Genomic DNA, 25,935 nt, shown 5'->3' with positions numbered 1-25,935 from the left:
ATTTTCGCGTGTCCGCGCAGGTCTTGCCCGTCCGACTAGGCTTCGGGCAGGAGTCGGATCTTGTCCGGCTTCCGCTGTGCAGTGTGCTCATATCTGGGAGGCGTACATGGCGGCATGGACGTGGCGGTTCGAGAAGGCCGACGGGACAGAGGTCCAACCCGTGGTGCAGCCCGAGGAGTTCACCACTCAGGGGGACGCCGAGTCCTGGATCGGCGAGGTGTGGAAGGAGCTCCTGGAGGGCGGCGCGGAACAGGTGTTCCTCTTCGAGGACAGCACACAGATCTACGGGCCGATGAGCCTGCACGCGGCATCTGAGGCATAGGCCGGTCGAGGCCGCCGGGCCCGCGCGCCGCTTCGGCGGCGTCGACGGGCCGCGGTGGCGGCGGGTGCCGGGGTTCCGCTCCGGCATCCCGCGTGTCTCCCGCTCCGCTGCTCGCTCCTGCTCGTTACTGCTCGCCCAAGGTCACGTCCACCGTCTTCTCGCTCCCGCCCCTCGTGTACGTCAGCGCCGCCTTGGCGCCCGGCTTCTCGGCGGCGAGCGCCTCGGAGAGCGAGGTGATCGTGGTGATCTCGGTGCCCCCGAGACCGGTGATGATGTCCCCGGGTTCGATGCCCGCCTTGTCGGCCGCGCCGCCGCCCTTCACCTCGACCACGGCGACCCCCGCGGCCTGGAGGGTGTCGTCGACGACCGTACGGGCCGTGATCCCGAGCGCGGCCCGGCCAGAGTCGGTGACCTTGCCGTCCTTGATGATCTGGTCGGCGACCTTCGTCACCATCGACGCGGGGATCGCGAAGCCGATACCGGGCGCCGTGCTGTCCCCGAGGTCGGGGTCGGTCGCGGCGAGCGTGGGGATGCCGATGACCTGACCGTCGAGATTGACCAGCGCGCCGCCGCTGTTGCCCGGGTTGATCGCCGCCGACGTCTGCACCATGTTGGCGATGGTCGCGCCGGTCCCGCCGCTGCTGCTGCCCTCGCTGACGGTGCGTCCGGTCGCCGACACGATGCCCTGGGTCACGCTGGACGACAGCCCGAGCGGTGAGCCCATCGCCAGCACGATCTGGCCGACCTCGACCTTCGAGGAGTCCCCGAAGGACGCCGCCTTCAGCCCGTCCGGCACCTTGTCCAGCTTGATGACGGCGAGATCCTGCTCCGGGTAGGCGTACACGAGCGTCGCCGTCTGCTCGTCCTCGCTGTTCGCGGTCGTGACCTTGAACGTCTTCTCGTCGCCGACCACGTGCGCGTTGGTGACGATGTGCCCGTTGTTGTCGTACACCACCCCGGACCCCAGATCACTGCTGGCCTGGATCTGCACCACCGACGGCAGCACGTCCTTGATCACCTTCAGGTATTCGTCCTGGAGGTCACCGGCCGCGGCCGGGGCCGCCTGCGTCGTCGTGCCGTCCTTCGCGGGTGAGGCCCCGGAACCGGAGGAACAGCCGGAGAGCAGCGCGGCGGAGCAGGCGAGCACGGTCAGGGGGACGTACAGACGAGCACGAGTACGAGCACGAGTACGAGCACGAGTACGAGTACGAGCACGAGTACGAGCACGAGTACGAGTACGAGTACGAGTACGAGCACGAGTACGGGCACGGTTACGGGAAGGCTCCATGACCGAAGTGTCCCTTTGGGGGGCTTGGCCCGACCTGCGGTGCGCACCCGAACGGGTCGGTCGTCAGCCCCGCACTCCGCACAGGTGCAGCAACGCCGCCACCTGACGGTACGGATCGGTCCGCCCGGCCCGTTCCTCGGCGGTCAGCAGACTGTCCAGGTCCGCGGGGACGGGATCCCCGTCGGCCGCGGTGTCCGTGAAGACCCGCACGCCGTACCAGGCGTGCAGGGGCGCACCGATCCCGGCGAGGGTCGAGGTCAGCGTCGAGAGCCGGTCGGCGCGCACGGCGAGACCGAGCCGGTTCGTGTACGCGGTGGTGTCGAAGGCCGTCAGCGCCGCGGCCCAGTCCCCGGACAGCCCGGGCCGCAGGGCCAGCGCGTCGGCGTTCCGTACGAGCAGCGAGAGCAGCCCGCCAGGGGCCAGCATTCGCGCGAGGCCCGCCAGCAGTGGATCAGGCTCCTGGACGTACATCAGTACGCCGTGGCACAGCACCACGTCGAAGCTTCCCGGCAGGAAGTGGACACCGGTCTCGCGTCCGTCGCCCTCGATGAGGCGTACCCGCCCCTGGATGCCCTCGGGCTCGGTGGCCAGTGCCTCCCGGGCCACCGCGAGCATCCTCGCGTCCTGTTCGAGCCCTGTCACCTGGTGCCCGGCCCGGGCCAGCCGCAGCGCCTGGGTGCCCTGGCCCATCCCGACGTCGAGCACCCGCAGCCGCTGCCCGACGGGAAACCGCCCGGCTATCTGCTCGTCGAGCTGCCGGGCCACCAGCTCCTGTCGTACGACATCGCGCAGTCCGCCGAGCTTGTTGAGCCAGGCATCCACCGCGCCCCCGGAGAAAGAAGCCGTGCTCAGGGCCGCTCTCCGCGCTTGACCTGCGGCTTCGGCAGCCGGAGTCGACGCATCTGGAGGGTGCGCATCAGCGCGTAGGGGACCGCGCCCTTCTTGGGCAGGTCGGGGTAGCGGGTGTTCAGCTGCTTCTTCAGACGGATCGCGATCCCGACCGAGTCGACCACGATCATCAGGATGACCACGAGCCACAGCAGCAGCGCGATGTTCTGCAGCGAGCCCACCCGCACCATGCTCAGCACGAGGATGACGACGGCGAGCGGCAGGAAGAACTCCGCGATACAGAACCGCGAGTCCACGAAGTCGCGGGCGAACTTCCGCACCGGCCCCTTGTCACGGGCGGGCAGATAGCGCTCGTCACCGCTGGCCAGCGCCGCGCGCTGCCGCTCCATCGCGGAGCGACGGTCGTCGCGCTGCCGCTTGGACGCCTCCTTGCGCGTCGTCGGCGTGTTGGCGACGCTACGACGCTGGGTCTGGGCCTCACTGCGCTTGGGCGTGGGGCGGCCCTTGGGGGCCTGCGGATCACGGGTCTGCTTGGAGTCGGTCACGCCCGCCTTGTCGGCGGTGGCCTTCTCTTCCTTGGCGCGGCTACGAAACACAAAACCCAAGGGTACGCGGTGTGCGCGCATGGACGTCATCCGACCGGGGAACGATCCGGCAACACCGTACGTCTGTACTGGGAAAGTACTGGGACAGAGGGGACGTTGCGCATGGTTTCGCCGGGCGGGCCCGCAGGAATTCCCCAGGTGTTCCCCGGGAACCCCTGGGGGACCCCGAGGGCCACCTACTCCCTACGCCGGAGCGGTGCCGTTCGCAGTCGTCCTTGGGGATGAGCGCATCCGTCCCCGAACAGTGCGGTAATGGATGCAGGGCCCGTACTGTGGGTTCTGTTGCAGTACCTGGAGCTGGAGTCCGTCAGAAGGGGGCGCGCGAAGCCCATGAGCGGTGTCATGAAGCGTATGGGGATGATCTTCCGCGCGAAGGCGAACAAGGCCCTTGACCGGGCCGAGGACCCGCGCGAAACCCTCGATTACTCGTACCAGAAGCAGCTGGAGCTGCTTCAGAAGGTGCGCCGCGGTGTCGCCGATGTGGCGACCAGCCGCAAGCGCCTGGAACTGCAGCTGAACCAGCTCCAGAACCAGTCGACCAAGCTGGAGGACCAGGGCCGCAAGGCGCTCGCGCTCGGCCGGGAGGACCTGGCCCGCGAGGCGCTGTCGCGCCGGGCCTCGCTCCAGCAGCAGGTCACCGACCTGGACACGCAGCACACCACCCTCCAGGGCGAGGAGGAGAAGCTCACTCTTGCGGCGCAGCGCCTCCAGGCCAAGGTGGACGCCTTCCGCACCAAGAAGGAGACCATCAAGGCCACGTACACCGCCGCCCAGGCGCAGACCCGGATCGGGGAGGCCTTCTCCGGCATCTCCGAGGAGATGGGCGACGTCGGCATGGCGATCCAGCGTGCCGAGGACAAGACCGCGCAACTCCAGGCGCGCGCCGGCGCGATCGACGAGCTGCTCGCCTCCGGTGCGCTCGAGGACTCCTCCGGGCTGGCGAAGGACGACATCCAGACCGAGCTGGACCGGCTCTCCGGTGGTACGGATGTAGAGCTGGAGCTACAGCGCATGAAGGCCGAGCTGGCCGGTGGCTCCGCGGCGAAGCCGGCGATCGAGGGCGGCACGGGTCAGGGGCAGTCGCAGTCCCAGCCGCAGGACACCCCTCGCTTCGACAAGTAGCGACAAGCAGTGACAGGTGGTAACGAGCGGTAACCCACGCCTTAGGAGGGCGACATGATCGTACGGATCATGGGGGAGGGGCAGGTGAGGCTGGATGACAGTCACCTCACCGAACTGAACAAGCTGGACGACGAGCTGCTCGCCGAGATCGAGAGCGGCGACGAGCCCGGCTTCCGCCGCACCCTGGGTGCCCTCCTGGAGGAGGTCCGCCGCCTCGGCGCCCCCCTCCCCGACGACGCCCTCCAACCGTCCGAACTGATCCTCCCCTCCCCGGACGCGACCCTCGAACAGGTCCGCGAAATGCTGAGCGACGAGGGCTTGATCCCCGGCTGACGGCTGGAGCGGACGCTCTTCGCCCCCTCCGTCCCAGACCCCGCCAGGGGGGCGCTGCCCCGGGGCTGAATCTTCCAGCCCGTCCGGCGTTTGAGGACGAGGCCGTTCAGGCCGACAGCGGGGGTCTGGGGGCGGCAGCCCCCAGGAACGGGACGGGTAGGGGCGGAGGGGGCGAAGAAATGCCCCCAGCCCCACCCCCGGGCCGGGGGATACCGGCTACCACCGTTCCGAGCCGCGCACGCGCCCCGTACCGTGAACGGGTGAGCACGCTAGAGCGGACCATGTGCAGAGCCCGCGCCCACCCCCTCCCCGTGGACGCCACGCTCGCCGCCGGCGTCCTCATCTGCATGCTGGCCGGCTCCTTCGTCGACCCGCACGCCGAGAACGGCGCGACCTGGCTCACCCGCACCCCGAACGCCCTCGGCCTCACGCTGATGGTGCTCGGTGCGGCTGCCCTGATCCTCCGCCGCCGCGCACCCATCCCCGTCCTCGCCGCGACGAGCGCCGTCTCCCTCGTGGAGCTGGTGGTCGGCGACCCCAGGGCCCCGGTGACGATGTGCGCCGTCGTGGCCCTCTTCACGGTGGCCTCGGCCACCGACCGCCACACGGCCTGGCGCGTGGGCCTGCTCACGATGACCGTGCTCACGGGGGCGGCGATGCTCGCGGGCCCGCTGCCCTGGTACGCCCAGGAGAACCTGGGCATCTTCGCCTGGACCGGCATGGCGGCCGCCGCGGGCGACGCCGTACGCAGCCGCCGCGCCTTCGTGGACGCCATAAGGGAACGCGCCGAACGCGCGGAACGGACCAGGGAGGAAGAGGCCCGCCGCCGCGTGGCGGAGGAGCGGCTGCGGATCGCCCGCGATCTGCACGATGTCGTCGCGCACCACATCGCCCTGGTCAACGTGCAGGCCGGAGTCGCCGCCCACGTGATGGACAAGCGGCCCGACCAGGCCAAGGAGGCGCTCGCGCACGTACGCGAGGCCAGCCGCTCCGCCCTCAACGAACTCCGCGCCACCGTAGGCCTGTTGAGGCAGACCGGCGACCCGGAGGCGCCCACCGAGCCCGCCCCGGGCCTCGGCCGCCTCGACGAACTCGCCGACACCTTCCGCAACGCGGGCCTCCCGGTCGAGGTGGCCCGCGACCAGGGCACCAACCTGCCCGCCGCCGTGGACCTCGCCGCGTACCGCGTCATTCAGGAGGCCCTGACCAATGTGCAGAAGCACGCGGGCCCGGAGGCGAAGGCCGAGGTCAGCGTCGTACGCGTCGGACCGAATGTGGAGGTGACCGTCCTCGACAACGGGCCCGGGCAGTCCGCCGAGCACGCGCCGGAGGAGGGCGGCGGGCACGGACTGCTCGGGATGCGGGAGCGGGTCACCGCGCTCGGCGGGAGATGCACGGCAGGTCCCCGCTACGGAGGCGGCTTCCGGGTCCATGCGATCCTTCCGGTCAAGAACCGCACGCCTGCCCTGGGGAGCTCCGCATGACCATCCGTGTCCTGCTCGCCGACGACCAGGCGTTGCTGCGCAGCGCCTTCCGGGTGCTCGTCGACTCCGAGTCCGACATGGAGGTGGTCGGCGAGGCGTCCGACGGCGCGGAGGCCGTCCGCCTGGTGCGGCAGGAGCGGGCCGATGTCGTGCTGATGGACATCCGGATGCCGGGAACCGACGGGCTGGCCGCCACCCGGCTGATCTCCGCCGATCCGGGGCTCGCGCACGTACGGGTCGTGATGCTGACGACGTTCGAGGTCGACGAGTACGTGGTGCAGTCGCTGCGTGCCGGTGCGTCCGGGTTCCTCGGCAAGGGGGCCGAGCCGGAGGAGTTGCTGGCCGCGATCAGGATCGCGGCGGGCGGCGAGGCGCTGCTGTCCCCGGCGGCGACCAAGGGACTGATCGCCAAGTTCCTCGCGCAGGGCGACGGCCTGGACGACGACCGTGACCCGGCCCGCGCCGAGCGGCTCGGCGCGCTCACCGGGCGCGAGCGCGAGGTGCTCGTGCAGGTCGCGGGCGGGCACTCGAACGACGAGATCGCCGAGCGGCTGGAGGTCAGCCCGCTGACGGTGAAGACACACGTCAACCGGGCCATGGCCAAGCTGGGCGCGCGCGACCGGGCTCAACTGGTCGTGATTGCTTACGAGTCGGGGCTGGTACGGCCGAGGGTGGACTGAACTCCACCTACGCGCGCGGCGCCTGGAGCGGCGCCGCGAAAGGATTAGGAACTGAGGGCGACGGGCCGCCCCCGCACACGGTCGAGGGCGCAGGGCGGGCCCCACGTGCGTGTACGAGGTGGCCCGCTCGTGCCGCGTACACCCCTGTCTGTGGCTGTCCCGGTTCAGGGGCGCCGTCTCGTACAACGGCGCTGTCCCACTCAGGACACGACTGAAAGTCACACAACCGGATTGCCTGCTTGCGCCGCGGCGACCCTGGACGTCACCGAGCGGGACATCGTCATCAGGTCGGCGAAGCAACTTGCCTCGGGACGGGGGCCGTTGGTCATTCCGCTGCCTGTTCAGATACCGTTCTTTAATTGGTCCATACCAACACCTTGACGCGGTTTCATTCACACCTTAAAACAAGCGGTGAAGGCCCTGCGAAGGTGCAACCCCCTCTTTCGGCTCCCCACTTCAGTGCAAAACGGCGAAAGGTATGACATGGGCATGAAGTTCAGATGGAGGCGTGTGGCCTCCGCCGCCGTCGGCTCCCTCCTCGTGGGTCTGCTGAGCGTGCTGCCCGCGTCTCCCGCCGCGGCCGCCACCGGCCAGATCAGCGGTCTGGCGGGCAAGTGCATCGACGTGGCGGGTGCTTCGAGCACCAACGGCACCGCGGTGCAGATCTACGACTGCAACGGCACCGCCGCCCAGCAGTGGACCGTCGGCTCCGACGGCACGATCCGGGCGCTCGGCAAGTGTCTGGACGTCTCGAACAACTCGACCGCCGACGGCGCGCTGATCCACCTCTGGGACTGCGTCGGCGGTGCCAACCAGCAGTGGGTCGTGTCGGCCGCGCAGGACATCGTCAACCCCGCGGCGAACAAGTGCCTCGACGTCGTCGGCAACAGCTCGGCCAACGCCACCCGGCTGCAGATCTGGACCTGCACCGGTGCCGCGAACCAGAAGTGGTCGGCTCCGGCCACCGGCGGCGGCACCACCCCGAGTGGATTCGTCGTCACCGAGGCGCAGTTCAACCAGATGTTCCCGAGCCGGAACTCCTTCTACACCTACAGCGGTCTGGTCGCCGCGCTGAGCGCCTACCCGGCCTTCGCCAACACGGGCAGCGACACGGTGAAGAAGCAGGAGGCCGCGGCCTTCCTCGCCAACGTGAACCACGAGACCGGCGGGCTCTACTACATCGTCGAGCAGAACACCGCGAACTACCCGAACTACTGTGACTGGGGCCAGTCCTACGGCTGCCCGGCCGGTCAGTCCGCGTACTACGGCCGTGGTCCGATCCAGCTCAGCTGGAACTTCAACTACAAGGCCGCCGGTGACGCGCTCGGCATCGACCTGCTGGGCAACCCCTGGCTCGTGCAGAACGACGCCGCCGTGGCCTGGAAGACCGGCCTCTGGTACTGGAACACCCAGAGCGGCCCCGGCACCATGACCCCCCACAACGCCATGGTCAACGGTGCGGGCTTCGGCCAGACCATCCGCAGCATCAACGGCTCGCTGGAGTGCGACGGGAAGAACCCCGCGCAGGTCCAGAGCCGCGTCGACGCCTACAACCGCTTCGTCGGCATCCTCGGCGTCTCGGCCGGAGCCAACCTCTACTGCTGACGGCTCCCTTCCCCGCGTGACCTCGCTCGCCACCGCCGCACCTCGCGGCGGTGGCGAGCCGGCGTTACCCCCTTGTCCGACCGCTGCTGCAGTCCGGTTCCCCCCGATCTAAGGACCGTCATGAACGCCCCTCGCGGACCCCTCGGCACCGCCGTCCGCTCACGCCGCACGATCCTCGGCGCCCTGGCTCTCGCCGTGCTCGGCACCTTCGCCTCCGCCCCCACCGCCAGCGCGAACGAGCCGCTGGAGTGGAAGGGCAACCTCAACGACTTCATCGCCGCGGGAGCGCCCGACTGGCAGTTCGCCCGTGCCGTCGGCAACGACACCTGCTGGCCGTCGAGCGCTTTCGTCAACGGTGACCAGCAGGCCCCCTCCGCCGAGCTGAAGCCGTGGCCGGACGCCGACTACGGCTGCGCCGCGACGGGCTCGTACTTCCCGACGTACACCACGGTCAAGACCTGCGGCAGCGACGAGGTGCGGGTCATCTACACGCTGTTCTTCCCCAAGGACGGCTTCACCGGCGGCATCGGCCACGCGTACGACTTCGAGCACGCGGTGACCACCTGGAAGTACGCGGGCGACAACAAGTGGACCCGCTCCACCGTCCTGCTCAGCACGCACGGCAACCACCGGGTGCTGGCCGACTGGAGCAAGGTCGAGTCGACCGACCTCAATGCCGACAGCTGGGGCTACGGCAAGGAGCGGCCCAGTGTCTACGTCGGCTGGGGCAAGCACGCGATGTTCAACAACCAGGGCGGTCTGACGGACTACCTGTCGCAGACCACCGACAACGAGTTCCGCAACGACGACTACGCGGGTGACAACACCTCGTACGTGGTCGTCCAGGAGGGCAGCGCGATAGCCAACAAGTTCGACGAGTACAACTGGGGCAGCGCGAGCAGCGACCCCACGCAGGTCTCGCGGGACCTCTGCTACTACTAGGGCATTGGGTAAGGGGCACCGGCAATGGCCGGCGCCCCTTACCCCTCTCCCCACAGTCCTACGGACTACGGCAGCGCCAGCATCCGCTCCAGCGCCAGCTTGGCGAACTGCTCGGTCTCCCGGTCCACCTCGATGCGGTTGACGAGGTTGCCCTCCGCCAGGGACTCCAGGGTCCACACCAGGTGGGGCAGATCGATGCGGTTCATGGTCGAGCAGAAGCAGACCGTCTTGTCGAGGAAGACGATCTCCTTGTCCTCGCTCGCGAAACGGTTCGCCAGCCGCCGTACGAGATTCAGCTCCGTGCCGATGGCCCACTTGGAGCCGGCCGGAGCCGCCTCCAGGGCCTTGATGATGTACTCCGTGGAGCCCACGTAGTCCGCCGCCGAGACGACCTCGTGCTTGCACTCGGGGTGCACCAGGACGTTCACCCCGGGGATCCGCTCACGTACGTCGTTGACCGAGTCGACCGAGAAGCGGCCGTGCACGGAGCAGTGGCCCCGCCACAGGATCATCTTCGCGTCGCGCAGCTGCTCGGCGGTGAGGCCGCCGTTCGGCTTGTGCGGGTTGTAGAGGACGCAGTCCTCCAGGGACATCCCCATGTCCCTGACGGCGGTGTTGCGGCCCAGGTGCTGGTCCGGCAGGAAGAGCACCTTTGTCGTTGAGGGCTCCCCCTGTTCGAAGGCCCACTCCAGGGCGCGCTGGGCGTTGGACGAGGTGCAGATCGTGCCGCCGTGCTTGCCGGTGAACGCCTTGATGTCCGCGGAGGAGTTCATGTACGAGACGGGCACGACCTGCTCGGCTATCCCGGCCTCGGTCAGCACGTCCCAGCACTCGGCGACCTGTTCGGCGGTGGCCATGTCGGCCATCGAGCAGCCCGCGGCGAGGTCGGGCAGGACGACCTTCTGGTCGTCGCCCGTCAGGATGTCCGCGGACTCCGCCATGAAGTGCACACCGCAGAACACGATGTACTCGGCCTCGGGGCGCGCAGCGGCGTCCCGGGCCAGCTTGAAGGAGTCACCCGTGACGTCCGCGAACTGGATGACCTCGTCGCGCTGGTAGTGGTGGCCGAGGACAAAGACCTTGTCCCCGAGCTTCTCCTTGGCCGCGCGGGCGCGTTCCACCAGGTCAGGGTCGGACGGCGAGGGCAGATCGCCGGGGCACTCGACGCCGCGCTCGCTCCGCGTGTCGGCCTCACGGCCGAGCAGCAGCAGGGCGAGGGGCGTCGGCTGTACGTCGAGTTCCTGGGTCTGGGCGGTGGTCACGACACCAACCCTTTCTGTTCTGCGGCTCGCTCGGATCGCGGGGGCGATCCAGCGCAACATGCCTTTTCGTCGAATTGACGTTATCTATCATAACTGCTTCACGTCACTTTGACGACTGCCATAGTGTCGATGTGACGTGAATCCCGGAGAGGTTGTCCACAGGCCGCTGTCCGTGTCCCGGCCCATGTGCGAGCATGAAGAGAGAAGGCAGAAGACAAGCGCTCGGCCCGGAATGAATCCGAGGCCCCGCCGGTTGGAATGTCGGCAAGCAGTCTCCGAACAACCCGGGAGAGAAGCAGATGTCCGTATCGGACGAGACCACCACCGTGAACGACGGCATCATCCTGTCCGAGTCGGCCGCGGGCAAGGTCAAGGCCCTGCTCGACCAGGAAGGCCGCGAAGACCTGGCGCTGCGCGTCGCTGTTCAGCCCGGCGGCTGCTCCGGCCTGCGCTACCAGCTCTTCTTCGACGAGCGCTCCCTCGACGGCGATGTCGTCAAGGACTTCGGCGGCGTCAAGGTCGTCACCGACCGCATGAGCGCCCCGTACCTGGGCGGCGCGTCCATCGACTTCGTGGACACCATCGAGAAGCAGGGCTTCACGATCGACAACCCGAACGCGACGGGCTCCTGCGCCTGCGGCGACTCCTTCAGCTAAGCCGCGCGACCTCGGCGGCTGAGCGCCCGGCCGGCCGCTGCGTACACGCGTAAGAAGGCGGCGCCCCCCTCCGATGGGGACGCCGCCTTCGCGTACCTCCGGCTGCCTCCGATGGGGGCGCCGCCTTCGTGTACCTCCGGCTGCCTCCGACAGGGGCGCCGCCTTTCGCGCATCCGCGGTCCCTCGACACGGCGCCGCCTGTGCCTATCAGGGCCGCGTTCGGGGCGGTGGCGGCTCGGCAGCCGCTCGGCTGATGCCTACTGCGGTTGTGCCGAACTCTCCACGGCGCCCAGTTTCTTGCCCTCCGGGATCGCCTTGCCGTCGGTTCCCACGACCTTGCGATCGCCGAGCGGCTGGTCCAGGTGCACGGGGAGATCGATCGCCTCGGCGAGCATGATGCATACCTTCCCCGGCTCCGAGGTGCTGGTCACGGTGACCGTCACCGTGTCGGAACTCTCGCTCGCCGAGGCCGAGTACTTACTGCACACCCCGCCCCAGAAGCTCACGGTCAACTCCTTGCCGTCGGCGGTGTAGCCCTCCACCTTGACGTCACCGGTCGTGGGCGCCCCGGTCGGCGAAGGGGTCGGGGTCGGATCCTGCCCGGCCTCCGGCGAGGTCAGATACCGCGGATCGACCGCCGGATGCGTCACCGTGACGACGTCCTCCGTACCCGCGGACCGAACATCGAACAGCCAGGACGGCACCAGCGCCTGCTGCCCGTCCACCGACTGCGCCGCCAGCCCGAACGTGGCCTTCTCGACGGTCGCCGTCGCGGGCGCCGGAGCCACCGTCGACGCCTCGCACGGCACCTCGTTCCGGTCCTTCAGCGGCACGGGACTGGCGCAGCCGCCGATGCCCTTGGGCGCGCCGGCCGATGCCGAGCCGTTCATCAGGTCCAGGGTCTGCTGCGCCGTGATGACGGGGTACGTGTCCCCCTTCACCGGCGCCTTCAACTGGCCGCTGCCACCGATGACCTTGCCCGCGGAGCTGACCTGCACGCCGGTCGTCCAGCCGTACGTCGGCAGCCCGCCGACCACCGGGTCCGCGTTCACCACCCGTACCCGGTCGTCGTTCATGAGCTGAGTCGCGTCCAGCTTCGCGTCGTCCTGGCCGACGGCCTTCAGTACGGGGGCGGCCGCCTTCTTCGCCGCTTCCTCGCTCACCGCCGCCGGGCGCAGACCTGCCAGACCGCTGGACCCGACGGGCCCGCAGGGCTTGTCCTTGACGCAGTTGTCGGTGCCCGGCACAGAGGAGCTGTAGGTCCAGGTACCGGGCGCGGCCTTGCTCACCCGCAGATTCGGTTCCGCAGCGTCATTCGTGGAGCCGACCGTCCAGTCGCCCCCGTCCGCCCGCGGGGTGCCCACCACCCCGAGCGCCTTGGCCAGCCGTGCCACCTCGGCCTGGGTCACCTGGCCCTTCACGGTGTACACGGGCGCCGAGTCCGGGCCGTCGGCGAGGTCGCCCTCCGCCCGGTAGGTCGTGCCAAACGGGTTGGGCTCACCGGGTGCGATGCCGTTCGGGTCGCCCGTACCGGCCGTGTCACTCGTACCGCTCTCGGAGTACCCGTCGAGAGCGAGCGCCGGGGGAGTGCCGTCGCTTCCCGGCGTCCCGGAACCGCTGTTCCCGCCGCCCGACGCGGTCGAGGCGAAGTACGCCCCGCCGCCTCCGACCAGCAGGACCGCGGCCGCGACCGAGGCGACGGCCACCGGGGAATGCCGCCGACGCGGCTTCGTCGTCTCGCCGCCCGTCTCGCCACCCTCGACGGAATCGGTCGCCTCTTTGTCGGGTCGCTCGGTGCTCACCGCATCGCTCCTTAGGCTCCACTGCTGTCCTGACGACCCGGCCCGGTCACGATGGGGCGCCCAAAAGGGGCGCTGAGGGGTCGTACACCGCATCCCCTTTACGGGGGACAGCGATGGGACGCAGCGGGGGAGCGCACGGTTCCCTGCGGGCGCGGGTTCCGGCCGATTGTCCGGACGGTTTCAGCCCGTCCTCGCCTGCGCGCTCAGTCGCCGTAGTCGGACATCGCGTCCAGCAGCCGGGCCGACGCGGGCGGCACCGTCACGCCGTGGATGTGGGAGGGCGGCACGGGGAGAGCGGTGATCCGGTCGGGTGCCGTCCAGTGCTCGACCATCCGCGCGCAGTCGCCGCGCAGTGAAGCCAGATCGCCTTCGAGGTCTTGCGGAGCGGTGCCGTGGACCTTCAGGTTTGTCATAGCGGCACCGTAGGCACGGTGGCGCTCGCGAAGAAAGATCTACTATCGGGTAGTTTTTGCCGCTTCATTGCGCGCGCGTCGACCGGGTAGCGTGAACTGTCAACGCCAGCCCCTTCACATCCCCTCGCAGGAGCGTGTCCTCGCCGTGCGTATCGCAGTCACCGGATCTATCGCAACCGACCACCTGATGACCTTCCCCGGCCGTTTCGCCGACCAGCTGGTCGCGGACCAGCTGCACACGGTCTCCCTCTCCTTCCTGGTCGACAACCTCGACGTACGCCGGGGAGGGGTCGGCGCGAACATCGCCTTCGGCATGGGCCAGCTCGGCACCAAGCCGATCCTGGTCGGGGCGGCGGGTTCCGACTTCGACGAGTACCGCGCCTGGCTGGACCGGCACGGCGTCGACACCGGCTCCGTCCGCATCTCCGAGGTGCTGCACACCGCGCGCTTCGTCTGCACGACGGACGCCGACCACAACCAGATCGGCTCCTTCTACACGGGCGCGATGAGCGAGGCCCGCCTCATCGAGCTCAAGGCCGTGGCGGACCGCGTCGGCGGCCTCGACCTCGTCCTGATCGGCGCGGACGACCCCGAGGGGATGCTGCGCCACACCGAGGAGTGCCGCTCCCGCTCGATCCCGTTCGCGGCCGACTTCTCGCAGCAGATCGCCCGGATGAGCGGCGACGACATCCGGATCCTGCTGGACGGCGCGACGTATCTCTTCTCGAACGAGTACGAGAAGGGGCTCATCGAGTCCAAGACCGGCTGGAGTGACGAGGAGATCCTCGGCAGGGTCGGCCACCGCGTGACGACCCTCGGCGCGCAGGGCGTGCGCATCGAGCGCGTCGGCGAGGAGCCGATCGAGGTCGGCTGCGCGGAGGAGGAGCGCAAGGCCGACCCCACGGGCGTCGGCGACGCCTTCCGCGCGGGCTTCCTCTCCGGCCTGGCCTGGGGCGTCTCCCACGAGCGCGCCGCCCAGGTCGGCTGCATGCTCGCCACCCTGGTCATCGAGACGGTCGGCACGCAGGAGTACCAGCTGCGCCGCACCAACTTCATGGACCGCTTCACCAAGGCGTACGGCCATGAAGCCGCCGCCGAGGTCCAGACCCACCTCGTGTAGCTAGGCGGCGTCGTTCGGATCACCTCGGGTCCGCGACGCCTGGCACGGCACCTCGCCGCGTTGTCGCATCACCCGAGTACGCCCAGTACGCGGGTCATGCTCCGCCTTGCGATGCACCGCACCATGCGCCGCGGCCTGATCCGAGGTGATCCGAACGACACCGCCTACGACACCCGGCGGACCACATACGCAGAGCCGTGGTCCGCCGGCTCCTCGCCCACGTACTCCTGCCCCCGCATCTCGCACCACGCCGGAATGTCCAGCCGCGCCGCCTCGTCGTCCGCCAGGACACGGACCGTGCCGCCGACCGGGACAACGCCGATGACCTTGGCCAGCTCGATGACCGGGATCGGGCACCGCCTGCCCAGGGCGTTCACCACGAGCGAGGCGGAGGCGGCCGGCGTCTTCGTCGGCGAGGCGGGGGCGCCCAGCTTCTCCCGTACGGCGGAGACCGCGCCCGGCAGCACGGACAGGAACCGCTCGACGTCCGCCGCCGGGACACCCGGCGGCAGCGACACCCGGACATTGCCCTCGGTCAGTACCCCCATGGCCTTCAGTACGTGGCTGGGCGTCAGCGTGCTGCTCGTGCACGAGGAACCGGAGGAGACCGAGAAACCGGCGCGGTCCAGTTCGTGCAGCAGGGTCTCTCCATCGACATAGAGACAGGAGAAGGTGACGACGCCGGGCAGCCGCCGGTCCGGATCGCCGACCACCTCGACATCCGGCACCAGTGCGGGCACCCGCAGCCGGATCCGGTCCGTCAGTTCCCGCAGCCGCGCGCCTTCCTCGGCCGCCTCGGCCCGCACGGCCCGCAGTGCCGCCGCCGCGGCCACGATCCCGGGAATGTTCTCGAACCCGGCCGCCCGTCCCGACTCCCGCTCGTCCACGGGTCCTTGAGGAGCGAACCGCACCCCCTTGCGTACGACGAGCAGCCCCACGCCCGAAGGGCCGCCCCATTTGTGGGCACTTGCCGTGAGCAGCGACCACTCGCCCTCCACCCGGCCCCACCCCAGTGACTGCGCCGCGTCCACCAGCAGCGGTACGCCCGCCGCCCGGCACTCCTGAGCCACCGCCACCACCGGCTGCTCCGTACCCACCTCGTGGTTGGCGGACTGCAGACAGGCGAGCGCGGTGTCGGGACGCAGGGCCGCCGAGTACGTAGAAGGGGATACCGCGCCCGTGCGAGCGACCGGGACCTGTGTCACCGTCCCGCCCGCCGACTCGTGGACCTCGGCTGAATGGAGCACCGAAGAATGTTCGACCGCTGACACGATCAGGTGGCGTCCGGCGCGCCGACGACCGGCCAGCGCGCCCGCGATCCCGGAGTGCACCGCCCGCGTACCCGACGAGGTGAAGACCAGTTCGTCCGGCCGGCACCCCACGGCGTCCGCCGCCGCCTCCCGTGCCGCGTCCAGCAGCAACCGGGCCCGCCTTCCCTCCCTGTACAGACGTGCGGGATCCGCCCACCCCTCGTCGAGCGAGGCCTGTAGGGCCTGCCGGGCAACGGGATGGAGAGGAGCGGCGGAAGCAGCATCGAAGTAGGACACACGGCAACGCTAGAGCGTCCCGTCAGAGGACTGCCCCAAAAGGGGCGCGGGGAACGGTGCGATCAGCCACGACGAACGAGCAGCCGCCATACGAGAACAAACTCCCGAGCTGCTGGGCGCCCCGAACCCCCCGTCAGAAGCAGCCCAGGACAGGGCAACCCACCCTCTTCGCGAAACCCGGCGGCGCGTTGCGGACCCCTCCCCGCGCGACCCCAAATAGCGTCCAGTAGGGTTTGCTCCGCATAAACATCCAAACCCCTGCCCGTGTGCCAGGGCGGCGAGCGACCAGCGAGAAGGCCGTAGCCAACCAGCGCGGGCGAGACTCTCGGGAAGGCGCTACGTGAGTCCCAACGGCTCCGACCTCCCCCGCATCCTGAAGGGCGCGGGCGGTACCCCCACGCCGCGGCGCCCGATGCGGCGGAAGCTGCTGCAGGCAATGACTGCGGGCCTGGTCCTGGCTACCGCTACCGGTTGCACATACAAGGACTTTCCCCGCCTTGGTTTTCCCACCCCGGTTACGGACGAGGGTCCGCGGATCCTCTCCCTCTGGCAGGGCTCGTGGGCGGCCGCGCTCGCCACGGGCGTGCTGGTCTGGGGCCTGATCCTGTGGAGCGTGTTCTTCCACCGGCGCAGCCGTACCAAGGTCGAAGTTCCTCCGCAGACCCGGTACAACATGCCCATCGAGGCGCTGTACACCGTGGTCCCGCTCATCATCGTCTCGGTGCTGTTCTACTTCACCGCCCGCGACGAGACGAAGCTCCTCAGTCTGGACAAGAAGCCCGACGTCACCATCAACGTCGTCGGCTTCCAGTGGAGCTGGGGCTTCAACTACATCGAGGACGTCGACGGTTCCACCGGTGACGCCGCGACCGACAAGAACCTGGCCGCCATTCCGGACCGGTTCAAGAAGGACTACCCGGCGAACGCCGGCGGTGTCTACGACGTCGGCACGCCGGCCTCGAAGAACCCGCAGACGCACAACCCCGGTCCGACCCTCTGGCTCCCCGAGGGCAAGACGGTCCGCTTCATCCTCACTTCACGTGACGTCATCCACTCCTTCTGGGTGGTGCCGTTCCTGATGAAGCAGGACGTCATTCCGGGCCACACCAACTCCTTCCAGGTGACCCCCAACGCGGAGGGCACCTACCTGGGCAAGTGCGCCGAACTCTGCGGCGTCGACCACTCCCGGATGCTCTTCAACGTGAAGGTCGTCTCTCCCGAGGCCTACGAGGACCATCTCAAGGAGCTCGCGGAGAAGGGCCAGACGGGTTACATCCCGGCCGGCATCGAGCAGACGGACCCCGAGAAGAACCGGGAGACGAACAACCTGTGAGCATCCTCAACGAACCCCAGGGTGCCGCCGAAGCCGAGGACTCGTACGAGAACGAGTTGCCGCTACGGCGCAAGGAGCCCGGCAGTGTCGTGATCAAGTGGCTCACCACCACTGACCACAAGACGATCGGGACGATGTACCTGATCACGTCGTTCGCGTTCTTCTGCATCGGCGGCGTCATGGCGCTGCTCATGCGCGCCGAGCTGGCGCGCCCCGGTCTGCAGATCATGTCGAACGAGCAGTTCAACCAGGCGTTCACGATGCACGGCACGATCATGCTGCTGATGTTCGCGACGCCGCTGTTCGCCGGTTTCACGAACTGGATCATGCCGCTGCAGATCGGCGCGCCCGACGTGGCGTTCCCGCGGCTGAACATGTTCGCCTACTGGCTCTACCTGTTCGGCTCGCTCATCGCGGTCGGCGGCTTCCTCACCCCGCAGGGCGCGGCCGACTTCGGCTGGTTCGCCTACAGCCCGCTGTCGGACGCCGTCCGCTCACCGGGCATCGGCGCCGACATGTGGATCATGGGTCTGGCCTTCTCCGGCTTCGGCACGATCCTCGGTGCGGTCAACTTCATCACCACCATCATCTGCATGCGCGCGCCCGGCATGACGATGTTCCGTATGCCGATCTTCGTGTGGAACGTGCTGCTGACCGCCGTACTGGTCCTGCTGGCCTTCCCCGTTCTCGCCGCCGCGCTGTTCGCGCTGGAGGCGGATCGGAAATTCGGGGCACATGTCTTCGATGCCGCCAACGGCGGGGCACTGCTATGGCAACACCTCTTCTGGTTCTTCGGCCATCCAGAGGTGTACATCATCGCGTTGCCATTCTTCGGAATCATTTCCGAAGTGATCCCGGTGTTCTCGCGCAAGCCGATGTTCGGCTACATGGGCCTGATCGGCGCCACCATCGCGATCGCCGGTCTCTCCGTGACCGTGTGGGCGCACCACATGTACGTCACCGGTGGCGTCCTCCTACCGTTCTTCTCCTTCATGACGTTCCTCATCGCCGTGCCAACAGGCGTGAAGTTCTTCAACTGGATCGGAACGATGTGGAAGGGGTCCTTGTCCTTCGAGACCCCGATGCTCTGGGCGACCGGCTTCCTGATCACCTTCACCTTCGGTGGTCTGACCGGTGTCATCCTGGCCTCGCCGCCGATGGACTTCCACGTCTCGGACTCGTACTTCGTGGTGGCGCACTTCCACTACGTGGTCTTCGGCACCGTCGTCTTCGCGATGTTCTCCGGCTTCCACTTCTGGTGGCCGAAGATGACCGGCAAGATGCTCGACGAGCGCCTCGGCAAGATCACCTTCTGGACGCTGTTCGTGGGCTTCCACGGCACGTTCCTGGTGCAGCACTGGCTGGGCGCGGAGGGCATGCCGCGTCGTTACGCGGACTATCTCGCGGCCGACGGCTTCACCGCGCTGAACACGATCTCGACGATCAGCTCCTTCCTGCTCGGGTTGTCGATACTGCCGTTCCTCTACAACGTGTGGAAGACCGCCAAGTACGGCAAGAAGGTCGAGGTCGACGACCCGTGGGGCTACGGCCGTTCCCTCGAATGGGCCACGTCCTGCCCGCCGCCGCGGCACAACTTCCTCACCCTGCCGCGGATCCGTTCCGAATCCCCGGCGTTCGACCTGCATCACCCTGAGATCGCCGCTCTCGACCAGCTCGAGAACGCCGGTCACGGTGAGAAGGCCCTCGCTGGTGGCAAGGAGGCAGGCAAGTGAAGGTCCAAGGCAAGCTGTTCATCTGGCTGGCCCTCTTCATCCTCGTCATGGCGATCGTCTATGGCGTGTGGTCGAAGGAGCCGGCCGGCACCACGGCGCTCTTCCTGGGCTTCGGCCTGAGCATCATGATCGGCTACTACCTGGCCTTCACGGCCCGGCGGGTCGACGCGCTGGCGCAGGACGACAAGGAGGCCGACGTCGCGGACGAGGCCGGCGAGGTGGGCTTCTTCAGCCCGCACAGCTGGCAGCCGCTCACGCTCGGCATCGGAGGCGCGCTTCTCTTCCTGGGCGTCGTCTTCGGCTGGTGGCTGGCGTACTTCTCGGCCCCGATCCTTCTGATCGGCCTGTGGGGCTGGGTCTTCGAGTACTACCACGGTGAGAACCGCACCCAGTAGCACGCGCTGAACACCCGGGAGCCCGGACACTCCGTCAGGAGAGTCCGGGCTCCCTCATTTGCCACGCCCCGTGTCCCTCGCTCGGGTCACTCGGCGCGCCGTAGTCGACGGTGGTTCATAGCGTGAGCTCATGAACCACTCACCGCGATTCCGCACGGTAGCCAGCTGCACCACGCTGCTGGTCGCCCTCGGCGCGGGCGTCACCGCCTGCGGCTCCGACGGCCACCCGCTCTCGGCCAAGCCGTATGACGCGGCGGGTCAGATCTCCTTCAACGGCCCGGTCGGCGAGAACCGCAAGGTCGACCCCGACAAACCCCTGGAGATCACCGCCGATGGTGACGACGGGCGGATCACCGACGTGACGGCCACGGACGCATCGGGCCGGTACGTCGCGGGCGAACTCTCCGCCGACGGCGGCCGCTGGCACAGCACCTCACCGCTGGCCGCGGGCGCCCGCTACACCGTGCGCGTGAGCACGGAGGACGAGGACGGCGCCCCCGGCCGCAAGGTCATCGCCTTCGACACGAGCACCCCCACGACGAAGAAGCGGCTGAACGTCACCTTCGGGCCCGAGGCCGGCACGTACGGCGTCGGCCAGCCCGTCACGGCCGAACTCAGCGTCCCCGTCAAGGACAAGGCCGCCCGCGCGGTCGTCGAGCGCGCCCTCAAGGTCGACTCCAAGCCCGCGGTGGAAGGCGGCTGGCACTGGGTGGACGACAAGACACTGCACTACCGCCCCAAGGAGTACTGGCCCACCCACGCCACCATCCAGGCGCACGGCAACATCGGCGGCATCAAGATCGCCGAGCGCCTCTGGGGCGGCGAGGCGAAGCCCCTGAAACTCACCACCGGCGACCGCCTCATCGCCGTCACGGACGCCTCCGCGCACTCCATGACGGTCTACCGCAACGACAAGGCGATCAACGAGATCCCCGTCACCACCGGCAAGCCGGGCTTCGAGACCCGAAACGGCGTCAAGGTCGTGCTGGGCAAGGAGTACTTCGTACGGATGCGCGGTACCAGCATCGGTATCGCCGAGGGCACCTCGGACTCGTACGACCTGCCCGTGTACTACGCGACACGCGTCACCTGGAGCGGCGAGTACGTGCACGCCGCGCCCTGGTCGACCGGCTCCCAGGGATACGCCAACGTCAGCCACGGCTGCACCGGCATGAGCACGGACAACGCCGCGTGGTTCTACGAGACCGTCCGCGAGGGCGACATCGTCAAGGTCATCAACTCCTACGGCGAGGACATGGACCCGTTCGGCAACGGCTTCGGCGACTGGAACGTCAGCTGGAAGAAGTGGCGCAATGGCAGCGCCCTGGTGGGCGGTGCCCCGGAGGGCCCGAGCGTGCAGGACCGGGCCAGGCTGCGCCCCGAGTCCGTGTGAGACGGGGCGCGCCGGCGCGCCCCGTCAGGGGCGCGAGGCTGCGACATATGCGGCTCCGCCGCGTGGGCGCGACCAGCCGGGACGCGGCCCGCAGCCGCCGGACTACGCGGCTGCTTGAGCTCCTAGGCGCCCGCAAGGGCCTTCCTGCGCAGCAGAGAAGCCAGCGTCGCGGCGAACTCCACCGGCTCGACCGGCAAGGTCACCGCGGCGTCCGCACGGCTCCAGGTGGCCAGCCAGGCGTCCTGGGGCCGCCCGATCAGCACAAGGACGGGCGGGCAGTTGAAGATCTCGTCCTTGATCTGGCGGCAGACACCCATTCCGCCCATCGGCACGGCCTCGCCGTCCAGCACACAGATGTCGATCCCGCCCTTGTCCAGTTCCTTCAGGACGGCGGCGGGTGTCGCGCACTCGAGGAACTCGACCAGAGGGACATCGGTGGCCGGCCGGCGGCCCGTCGCGAGCCGCACCTGCTCCCGGGTGTTGGAGTCGTCGCTGTAGACCAGCACCGTGGCGGTCGGCTGCATTCTTCCTCCGAGACGTCGGCGTCCTTCAGGCGGAACGGACAGGGTCCGCTGCGCGGATGCTACTCCTCCGAACACCTCGTCAACACCGGTTCGGACAGGGCTTCGATGGGCCATTTGGGCTGGACACACCCCATCAACACTCCGAACGGCACCCCCCGGGGTGAGGGCGGGATAAGCGACCGACATAATGTCGGTCGTGGCGACAGTAACGACAGTAGAAACCGGGCACGCGCACCCGTCGGTCAATCGGCCGAACCTCACCAGCGTCGGAACCATCATCTGGCTGAGTTCCGAGCTGATGTTCTTCGCGGCCCTCTTCGCGATGTACTTCACCCTGCGATCGGTGACCGGGGAGGCCCACTGGAAGACAATGGCCGAGTCGCTGAACGTTCCGTTCTCAGCGACGAACACCACAGTGCTGGTGCTCTCCTCACTCACCTGTCAGCTCGGCGTGTTCGCCGCCGAGCGCGGTGATGTGAAGAAACTCCGGATGTGGTTCATCGTCACCTTCATCATGGGTGCGATCTTCATCGGCGGTCAGATCTTCGAGTACACCGAGCTGGTCAAGAAGGACGGGCTCTCGCTCTCCTCCGACCCGTACGGCTCGGTGTTCTACCTGACCACCGGCTTCCACGGCCTGCACGTGACAGGAGGTCTGATCGCCTTCCTGTTCGTCCTCGGCCGCACCTACGCGGCCAGGAAGTTCACCCATGAGCAGGCGACCGCCGCCATCGTCGTGTCCTACTACTGGCACTTCGTCGATGTCGTCTGGATCGGCCTTTTCGCCACGATCTACCTGATCAAGTAATCGGGCGAACCGCCCGAAACATCCAGAAGCACCGACGCAGAAGATCCTCACACCGGGGTAATCCGTGAAAAAGCTCTCCGCACGACGACGCCATCCGCTGGCGGCGGTCGTCGTACTACTCCTCGCGCTGGCGGCCACCGGGGGGCTGTACGCCGCGTTCGCACCCGCGAGCCAGGCGCAGGCCGACGAAACCGCCCAGTCCCTTGCCATCGACGAGGGCAAGAAGCTCTACGCCGTGGGCTGCGCAAGCTGCCACGGCACCGGCGGCCAGGGCAGCTCCGACGGTCCGAGCCTGGTGGGCGTGGGCGCAGCCGCCGTCGACTTCCAGGTCGGCACCGGTCGCATGCCGGCCCAGCAGCCGGGCGCGCAGATCCCGAAGAAGAAGGTCATCTACGCGCAGGCCGAGATCGACCAGATCGCGGCGTACATCGCCTCGCTGGGCGCCGGTCCCTCCGTGCCGACCAAGAACCAGGTCAGCCCCGAGGGCGCGGACATCGCCAAGGGTGGCGAACTCTTCCGTACCAACTGCGCGCAGTGCCACAACTTCACCGGCAAGGGCGGTGCGCTGTCCGAGGGCAAGTTCGCACCGGACCTGGAAGGTGTTTCCCCGAAGCACATCTACGAGGCCATGCAGACCGGCCCGCAGAACATGCCTTCGTTCCCCGACACGACCATGTCGGAGCAGAACAAGAAGGACATCATCGCGTACGTCGACGCGGTCAACGGTGACGACACCGTGGAGCCGGGCGGCCTCAGCCTGGGCGGCCTCGGGCCGGTCAGCGAGGGCCTGTTCGGCTGGATCTTCGGACTCGGCTCCCTGATCGCTGTCGCCGTCTGGGTCGCCGCTCGGACCGCAAAGGCCAAGAAGTGATGAGTAGCCAACAATCTCCAGAAGAGAACCTGCCCGCCGAGCGGGCCACCGACGACCATGGACACGGTGCCGTGTCGGTGGCGAACGAGCAGGACCCGTTCGCCGACCCGGGGCTACCGCCCCATGAGCACCGCGTCCAGGACATCGACGAGCGGGCAGCCAAGCGCTCCGAGCGTGTGGTCGCCTTCCTGTTCACCCTGTCGATGCTGGCCACGGTCGGTTTCATCGCCGCGTATGTGGCGATCCCGGTCGACAAGAGCGTCTACATCTTCCCGATCGGGCACGTCAGCGCACTCAACTTCGCGCTGGGCGTGACACTCGGCGTCGCGCTCTTCTCGATCGGCGCGGGCGCGGTCCACTGGGCCCGCACCCTGATGTCCGACGTGGAGATCCCTGCCGAGCGCCACCCGATCGAGGCGCCGGCTGAGGTCAAGGCCCAGGTCCTGGCCGACTTCAAGCAGGGTGCCAAGGAGTCCGCGCTCGGTCGGCGCAAGCTGATCCGCAACACGATGTTCGGCGCGCTGGCCCTGGTCCCGCTCTCCGGCGTCGTGCTGCTGCGCGACCTCGGTCCGCTGCCGGGGACCAGCCTCCGCCACACGATGTGGCGCAAGGGTCTCCAACTCGTCAACATGAACACGAACGAGCCGCTGCGTCCTTCGGACGTCATCGTCGGCTCGCTCACCTTCGCCAAGCCCGAGGGCCTGGAGGAGCACGACGAGGACTTCCAGACCCAGATCGCCAAGGCGGCGCTGATGATCGTCCGGCTCCAGCCGGACAACATCAAGGACAAGCGGGAACTCGAGTGGTCGCACGAGGGCATCGTGGCCTACTCGAAGATCTGCACCCACGTCGGCTGTCCGATCTCCCTGTACGAGCAGCAGACGCACCACGTCCTCTGCCCGTGCCACCAGTCCACCTTCGACCTCGCCGACGGCGCCCGAGTGATCTTCGGCCCGGCCGGTCACGCCCTGCCTCAACTGCGCATCGGTGTGAACGCTGAGGGCTACCTCGAGGCGCTCGGCGACTTCGAAGAGCCCGTCGGTCCTGCTTTCTGGGAGCGCGGATGAGTACCACTGCTGCGAATACCTCCGACCCGGGCGAGCCGAACTCGCGAAAGAAGGCACCCGCCGGTGAGCGGGTCGCCGACTGGGCCGACGGCCGACTGGGCATCTACGGCCTGGCCAAGGCCAACATGCGCAAGATCTTCCCGGACCACTGGTCCTTCATGCTGGGTGAGGTCTGCCTCTACAGCTTCATCATCATCATCCTCACGGGTGTGTATCTGACGCTGTTCTTCCACCCGTCGATGAACGAGGTGGAGTACCACGGCAGCTACGTCCCGTTGCAGGGCCAGCTGATGTCCGAGGCGTTCAACTCGACCATGCACATCTCCTTCGATGTGCGCGGTGGCCTGCTGATCCGGCAGATCCACCACTGGGCGGCGCTGATCTTCATCGCCGCGATGATGGTCCACATGATGCGCGTGTTCTTCACGGGCGCCTTCCGTAAGCCGCGCGAGGTCAACTGGCTGTTCGGCTGGCTGCTGCTCGTCCTGTCGCTGTTCACCGGCTTCACGGGCTACTCACTCCCCGACGACCTGCTGTCGGGCACCGGCGTGCGGTTCATCGAGGGCGTGCTGCTGTCGGTCCCGATCGTCGGCACGTACCTCTCGTTCTTCATCTTCGGTGGTGAGTTCCCGGGCGGCGACTTCGTGGCCCGGTTCTACTCGGTGCACATCCTGCTGCTGCCGGGGATCATGCTCGGCCTGGTCGTGGGCCACCTGATCCTGGTCTTCTACCACAAGCACACACAGTTCGCGGGCCCCGGAAAGACGAACGAGAACGTCGTCGGAATGCCGCTCCTTCCGGTCTACACCGCCAAGGCCGGCGGCTTCTTCTTCCTGGTCTTCGGCGTCATCACGGCCATCGCGGGTATCGCCTCGATCAACCCGATCTGGTCCATGGGTCCCTATCGTCCGGATCAGGTGTCCACCGGTGCCCAGCCGGACTGGTACATGGGCTTCGCCGAAGGTCTGGTGCGTGTGATGCCGGGCTGGGAGATCAACCTGTGGGGTCACACGCTCGTGCTTGGCGTGTTCATCCCGATCGTGATCTTCCCGCTGGTGCTGGTGGCCATCGCCGTGTACCCCTTCATCGAGTCCTGGGTCACCGGCGACAAGCGCGAGCACCACATCCTCGACCGGCCACGCAACACCCCGACCCGTACAGGGTTCGGCGTGGCATGGCTGGCCGCGTACTTCGTGATGCTGATCGGTGGTGGAAACGACCTGTGGGCGACCCACTTCCACCTCTCGCTCAATTCCATCACCTGGTTCGTACGGATCGGCTTCTTCGTCATCCCGGTCCTCTCGTTCATCGCCACCAAGCGGATCTGCCTCGGCCTTCAGCGCCGGGACCGGGACAAGGTGCTGCACGGCCGCGAGTCGGGCATCATCAAGCGCCTGCCGCACGGTGAGTTCATCGAGATCCACGAGCCGCTCAGCCAGGAGGCTCTGCACACGCTCACCGCGCACGAGCAGTACCAGCCGGCCGAGATCGGCCCGGGCGTCGACGAGAACGGTGTCGAGCGCAAGGTGAAGGGCGCGCAGAAGCTGCGGGCCAAGCTCAGCAAGGGCTACTACGGGGAGGACAACCAGATCCCCAAGCCCACCGTCGAGGAGTACAAGGAGATCACGAGCGGCCACGGCCACCACTGATCGCCCGAACGATCCTCGCTGATCGCCACGGCTGGAGCCCCGTCCATTGCATGGACGGGGCTCTTTGCCGTCTCCAGGGCTGGATAGGGTGGACTCGCCCCTACGGATGGGGGCAAGTCCACCCCCGTACCT

Annotated in this window: 25 protein-coding genes; 17 read left to right on the top strand and 8 right to left on the bottom strand. The window is 68.2% G+C overall.

Annotated features, from left to right (window positions below):
* Window positions 1-106 precede the first annotated feature (106 nt).
* Entirely contained in the window at window positions 107-322 is a 216-nt protein-coding gene (locus ACIPC1_RS01355; RefSeq protein WP_266826299.1) for a hypothetical protein, read from the top strand.
* A gap of 124 nt (window positions 323-446) precedes the next feature.
* On the opposite strand, the gene ACIPC1_RS01350 is transcribed toward ACIPC1_RS01355, so the two are convergent.
* The 3 genes from ACIPC1_RS01350 to ACIPC1_RS01340 all read right to left on the bottom strand — a co-directional run bounded on the left by ACIPC1_RS01350 (window position 447) and on the right by ACIPC1_RS01340 (window position 3,085).
* Window positions 447-1,475: a S1C family serine protease gene (locus ACIPC1_RS01350; RefSeq protein WP_402513344.1), complete on the bottom strand. Its 1,029-nt coding sequence runs from the start codon at window positions 1,473-1,475 to the stop codon at window positions 447-449.
* Window positions 1,476-1,673: 198 nt separating this feature from the next.
* Complete coding sequence (locus ACIPC1_RS01345) at window positions 1,674-2,375, bottom strand: class I SAM-dependent methyltransferase (protein WP_384391776.1); 702 nt, start codon at window positions 2,373-2,375, stop codon at window positions 1,674-1,676.
* An 83-nt stretch (window positions 2,376-2,458) separates the two neighbouring features.
* The gene (locus tag ACIPC1_RS01340; RefSeq protein ID WP_402512273.1) at window positions 2,459-3,085 is read right to left on the bottom strand and encodes a DUF3043 domain-containing protein; all 627 of its coding nucleotides are present in this window, start codon (window positions 3,083-3,085) and stop codon (window positions 2,459-2,461) included.
* Window positions 3,086-3,394: 309 nt separating this feature from the next.
* On the opposite strand from ACIPC1_RS01340, the gene ACIPC1_RS01335 reads away from it, so the two are divergent.
* The 6 genes from ACIPC1_RS01335 to ACIPC1_RS01310 all read left to right on the top strand — a co-directional run bounded on the left by ACIPC1_RS01335 (window position 3,395) and on the right by ACIPC1_RS01310 (window position 9,230).
* Window positions 3,395-4,186: a PspA/IM30 family protein gene (locus ACIPC1_RS01335; RefSeq protein ID WP_402513342.1), complete on the top strand. Its 792-nt coding sequence runs from the start codon at window positions 3,395-3,397 to the stop codon at window positions 4,184-4,186.
* 54 nt (window positions 4,187-4,240) lie between these two features.
* Window positions 4,241-4,519, top strand: coding sequence for a hypothetical protein (locus ACIPC1_RS01330; RefSeq protein WP_384391737.1), 279 nt, complete (start codon window positions 4,241-4,243; stop codon window positions 4,517-4,519).
* A 260-nt stretch (window positions 4,520-4,779) separates the two neighbouring features.
* Window positions 4,780-6,003, top strand: coding sequence for a sensor histidine kinase (locus tag ACIPC1_RS01325; protein WP_402512271.1), 1,224 nt, complete (start codon window positions 4,780-4,782; stop codon window positions 6,001-6,003).
* Window positions 6,000-6,683 carry a response regulator gene (locus ACIPC1_RS01320; protein ID WP_384391732.1) on the top strand — a complete coding sequence of 228 codons (684 nt, stop codon included), beginning with the start codon at window positions 6,000-6,002 and terminating at the stop codon, window positions 6,681-6,683. Before ACIPC1_RS01325 ends, ACIPC1_RS01320 begins: the two co-directional genes overlap by 4 nt.
* A 489-nt stretch (window positions 6,684-7,172) precedes the next feature.
* On the top strand, window positions 7,173-8,288 hold the full coding sequence (locus ACIPC1_RS01315) for a glycoside hydrolase family 19 protein (protein ID WP_402512269.1): 1,116 nt from the start codon (window positions 7,173-7,175) through the stop codon (window positions 8,286-8,288).
* A 120-nt stretch (window positions 8,289-8,408) separates the two neighbouring features.
* Window positions 8,409-9,230 (top strand): NPP1 family protein, encoded by an 822-nt coding sequence (locus tag ACIPC1_RS01310; RefSeq protein ID WP_402512268.1) that lies wholly within the window; start codon window positions 8,409-8,411, stop codon window positions 9,228-9,230.
* A gap of 65 nt (window positions 9,231-9,295) precedes the next feature.
* Here the strand turns inward: ACIPC1_RS01310 and nadA are convergent, their stop codons facing one another.
* Complete coding sequence (gene nadA, locus ACIPC1_RS01305; RefSeq protein WP_402512266.1) at window positions 9,296-10,492, bottom strand: quinolinate synthase NadA; 1,197 nt, start codon at window positions 10,490-10,492, stop codon at window positions 9,296-9,298.
* 299 nt (window positions 10,493-10,791) lie between these two features.
* On the opposite strand from nadA, the gene ACIPC1_RS01300 reads away from it, so the two are divergent.
* Entirely contained in the window at window positions 10,792-11,148 is a 357-nt protein-coding gene (locus ACIPC1_RS01300; RefSeq protein WP_402512264.1) for a HesB/IscA family protein, read from the top strand.
* Window positions 11,149-11,405: 257 nt separating this feature from the next.
* On the opposite strand, the gene ACIPC1_RS01295 is transcribed toward ACIPC1_RS01300, so the two are convergent.
* Entirely contained in the window at window positions 11,406-12,950 is a 1,545-nt protein-coding gene (locus ACIPC1_RS01295) for a hypothetical protein (RefSeq protein WP_402512263.1), read from the bottom strand.
* Between the two features lie 203 nt (window positions 12,951-13,153).
* The gene (locus ACIPC1_RS01290) at window positions 13,154-13,363 is read right to left on the bottom strand and encodes a hypothetical protein (protein ID WP_402512261.1); all 210 of its coding nucleotides are present in this window, start codon (window positions 13,361-13,363) and stop codon (window positions 13,154-13,156) included.
* A gap of 145 nt (window positions 13,364-13,508) precedes the next feature.
* Between ACIPC1_RS01290 and ACIPC1_RS01285 the strand changes: the two genes are divergently transcribed.
* Window positions 13,509-14,483, top strand: coding sequence for a carbohydrate kinase family protein (locus ACIPC1_RS01285; protein ID WP_402512259.1), 975 nt, complete (start codon window positions 13,509-13,511; stop codon window positions 14,481-14,483).
* A 164-nt stretch (window positions 14,484-14,647) separates the two neighbouring features.
* Here ACIPC1_RS01285 and ACIPC1_RS01280 read toward each other — a convergent pair whose 3' ends face one another.
* Window positions 14,648-16,030 carry a cysteine desulfurase/sulfurtransferase TusA family protein gene (locus ACIPC1_RS01280; protein WP_402512257.1) on the bottom strand — a complete coding sequence of 461 codons (1,383 nt, stop codon included), beginning with the start codon at window positions 16,028-16,030 and terminating at the stop codon, window positions 14,648-14,650.
* A 340-nt stretch (window positions 16,031-16,370) separates the two neighbouring features.
* On the opposite strand from ACIPC1_RS01280, the gene coxB reads away from it, so the two are divergent.
* The 4 genes from coxB to ACIPC1_RS01260 all read left to right on the top strand — a co-directional run bounded on the left by coxB (window position 16,371) and on the right by ACIPC1_RS01260 (window position 20,884).
* The gene (gene coxB / locus ACIPC1_RS01275; protein ID WP_402512256.1) at window positions 16,371-17,363 is read left to right on the top strand and encodes a cytochrome c oxidase subunit II; all 993 of its coding nucleotides are present in this window, start codon (window positions 16,371-16,373) and stop codon (window positions 17,361-17,363) included.
* Window positions 17,360-19,096 (top strand): cytochrome c oxidase subunit I, encoded by a 1,737-nt coding sequence (ctaD, locus tag ACIPC1_RS01270; protein ID WP_384391706.1) that lies wholly within the window; start codon window positions 17,360-17,362, stop codon window positions 19,094-19,096. The genes coxB and ctaD overlap by 4 nt, the downstream gene beginning before the upstream one ends.
* Window positions 19,093-19,491 (top strand): cytochrome c oxidase subunit 4, encoded by a 399-nt coding sequence (locus tag ACIPC1_RS01265; RefSeq protein WP_384391703.1) that lies wholly within the window; start codon window positions 19,093-19,095, stop codon window positions 19,489-19,491. Before ctaD ends, ACIPC1_RS01265 begins: the two co-directional genes overlap by 4 nt.
* Before the next feature lie 130 nt (window positions 19,492-19,621).
* Entirely contained in the window at window positions 19,622-20,884 is a 1,263-nt protein-coding gene (locus ACIPC1_RS01260) for an Ig-like domain-containing protein (protein WP_402512254.1), read from the top strand.
* Window positions 20,885-21,006: 122 nt separating this feature from the next.
* Here the strand turns inward: ACIPC1_RS01260 and ACIPC1_RS01255 are convergent, their stop codons facing one another.
* Window positions 21,007-21,408, bottom strand: a complete 402-nt coding sequence (locus ACIPC1_RS01255) for a hypothetical protein (RefSeq protein ID WP_402512252.1) — start codon at window positions 21,406-21,408, stop codon at window positions 21,007-21,009.
* Window positions 21,409-21,595: 187 nt separating this feature from the next.
* Here ACIPC1_RS01255 and ACIPC1_RS01250 point away from each other — a divergent pair, with 187 nt between their 5' ends.
* The 4 genes from ACIPC1_RS01250 to ACIPC1_RS01235 all read left to right on the top strand — a co-directional run bounded on the left by ACIPC1_RS01250 (window position 21,596) and on the right by ACIPC1_RS01235 (window position 25,803).
* Window positions 21,596-22,216, top strand: coding sequence for a heme-copper oxidase subunit III (locus tag ACIPC1_RS01250; RefSeq protein ID WP_384391694.1), 621 nt, complete (start codon window positions 21,596-21,598; stop codon window positions 22,214-22,216).
* 64 nt (window positions 22,217-22,280) lie between these two features.
* Window positions 22,281-23,087: a c-type cytochrome gene (locus ACIPC1_RS01245; protein ID WP_402512249.1), complete on the top strand. Its 807-nt coding sequence runs from the start codon at window positions 22,281-22,283 to the stop codon at window positions 23,085-23,087.
* On the top strand, window positions 23,087-24,154 hold the full coding sequence (locus ACIPC1_RS01240; RefSeq protein ID WP_402512248.1) for a Rieske 2Fe-2S domain-containing protein: 1,068 nt from the start codon (window positions 23,087-23,089) through the stop codon (window positions 24,152-24,154). Before ACIPC1_RS01245 ends, ACIPC1_RS01240 begins: the two co-directional genes overlap by 1 nt.
* Window positions 24,151-25,803 (top strand): cytochrome bc complex cytochrome b subunit, encoded by a 1,653-nt coding sequence (locus ACIPC1_RS01235; protein ID WP_402512247.1) that lies wholly within the window; start codon window positions 24,151-24,153, stop codon window positions 25,801-25,803. Before ACIPC1_RS01240 ends, ACIPC1_RS01235 begins: the two co-directional genes overlap by 4 nt.
* Window positions 25,804-25,935: the final 132 nt, after the last annotated feature.

It is taken from the genome of Streptomyces sp. NPDC087263, assembly GCF_044744645.1.
GTDB lineage: Bacteria > Actinomycetota > Actinomycetes > Streptomycetales > Streptomycetaceae > Streptomyces.
Note: the sequence above shows the minus strand (reverse complement) of the source record. Positions and strands in the feature narration are given on the sequence as shown.

Coding starts and splice junctions, on each gene's coding strand:
- ACIPC1_RS01250 (WP_384391694.1), top strand. CDS start 21,596: ATGTCGGTCGTGGCGACAGTAACGACAGTAGAAACCGGGCACGCGCAC.
- ACIPC1_RS01315 (WP_402512269.1), top strand. CDS start 7,173: ATGAAGTTCAGATGGAGGCGTGTGGCCTCCGCCGCCGTCGGCTCCCTC.
- ACIPC1_RS01235 (WP_402512247.1), top strand. CDS start 24,151: ATGAGTACCACTGCTGCGAATACCTCCGACCCGGGCGAGCCGAACTCG.
- ACIPC1_RS01340 (WP_402512273.1), bottom strand. CDS start 3,085: ATGCGCGCACACCGCGTACCCTTGGGTTTTGTGTTTCGTAGCCGCGCC.
- ACIPC1_RS01310 (WP_402512268.1), top strand. CDS start 8,409: ATGAACGCCCCTCGCGGACCCCTCGGCACCGCCGTCCGCTCACGCCGC.
- ACIPC1_RS01240 (WP_402512248.1), top strand. CDS start 23,087: ATGAGTAGCCAACAATCTCCAGAAGAGAACCTGCCCGCCGAGCGGGCC.
- ACIPC1_RS01255 (WP_402512252.1), bottom strand. CDS start 21,408: ATGCAGCCGACCGCCACGGTGCTGGTCTACAGCGACGACTCCAACACC.
- ACIPC1_RS01260 (WP_402512254.1), top strand. CDS start 19,622: ATGAACCACTCACCGCGATTCCGCACGGTAGCCAGCTGCACCACGCTG.
- ACIPC1_RS01290 (WP_402512261.1), bottom strand. CDS start 13,363: ATGACAAACCTGAAGGTCCACGGCACCGCTCCGCAAGACCTCGAAGGC.
- ACIPC1_RS01330 (WP_384391737.1), top strand. CDS start 4,241: ATGATCGTACGGATCATGGGGGAGGGGCAGGTGAGGCTGGATGACAGT.
- ACIPC1_RS01300 (WP_402512264.1), top strand. CDS start 10,792: ATGTCCGTATCGGACGAGACCACCACCGTGAACGACGGCATCATCCTG.
- ACIPC1_RS01320 (WP_384391732.1), top strand. CDS start 6,000: ATGACCATCCGTGTCCTGCTCGCCGACGACCAGGCGTTGCTGCGCAGC.
- ACIPC1_RS01335 (WP_402513342.1), top strand. CDS start 3,395: ATGAGCGGTGTCATGAAGCGTATGGGGATGATCTTCCGCGCGAAGGCG.
- ACIPC1_RS01355 (WP_266826299.1), top strand. CDS start 107: ATGGCGGCATGGACGTGGCGGTTCGAGAAGGCCGACGGGACAGAGGTC.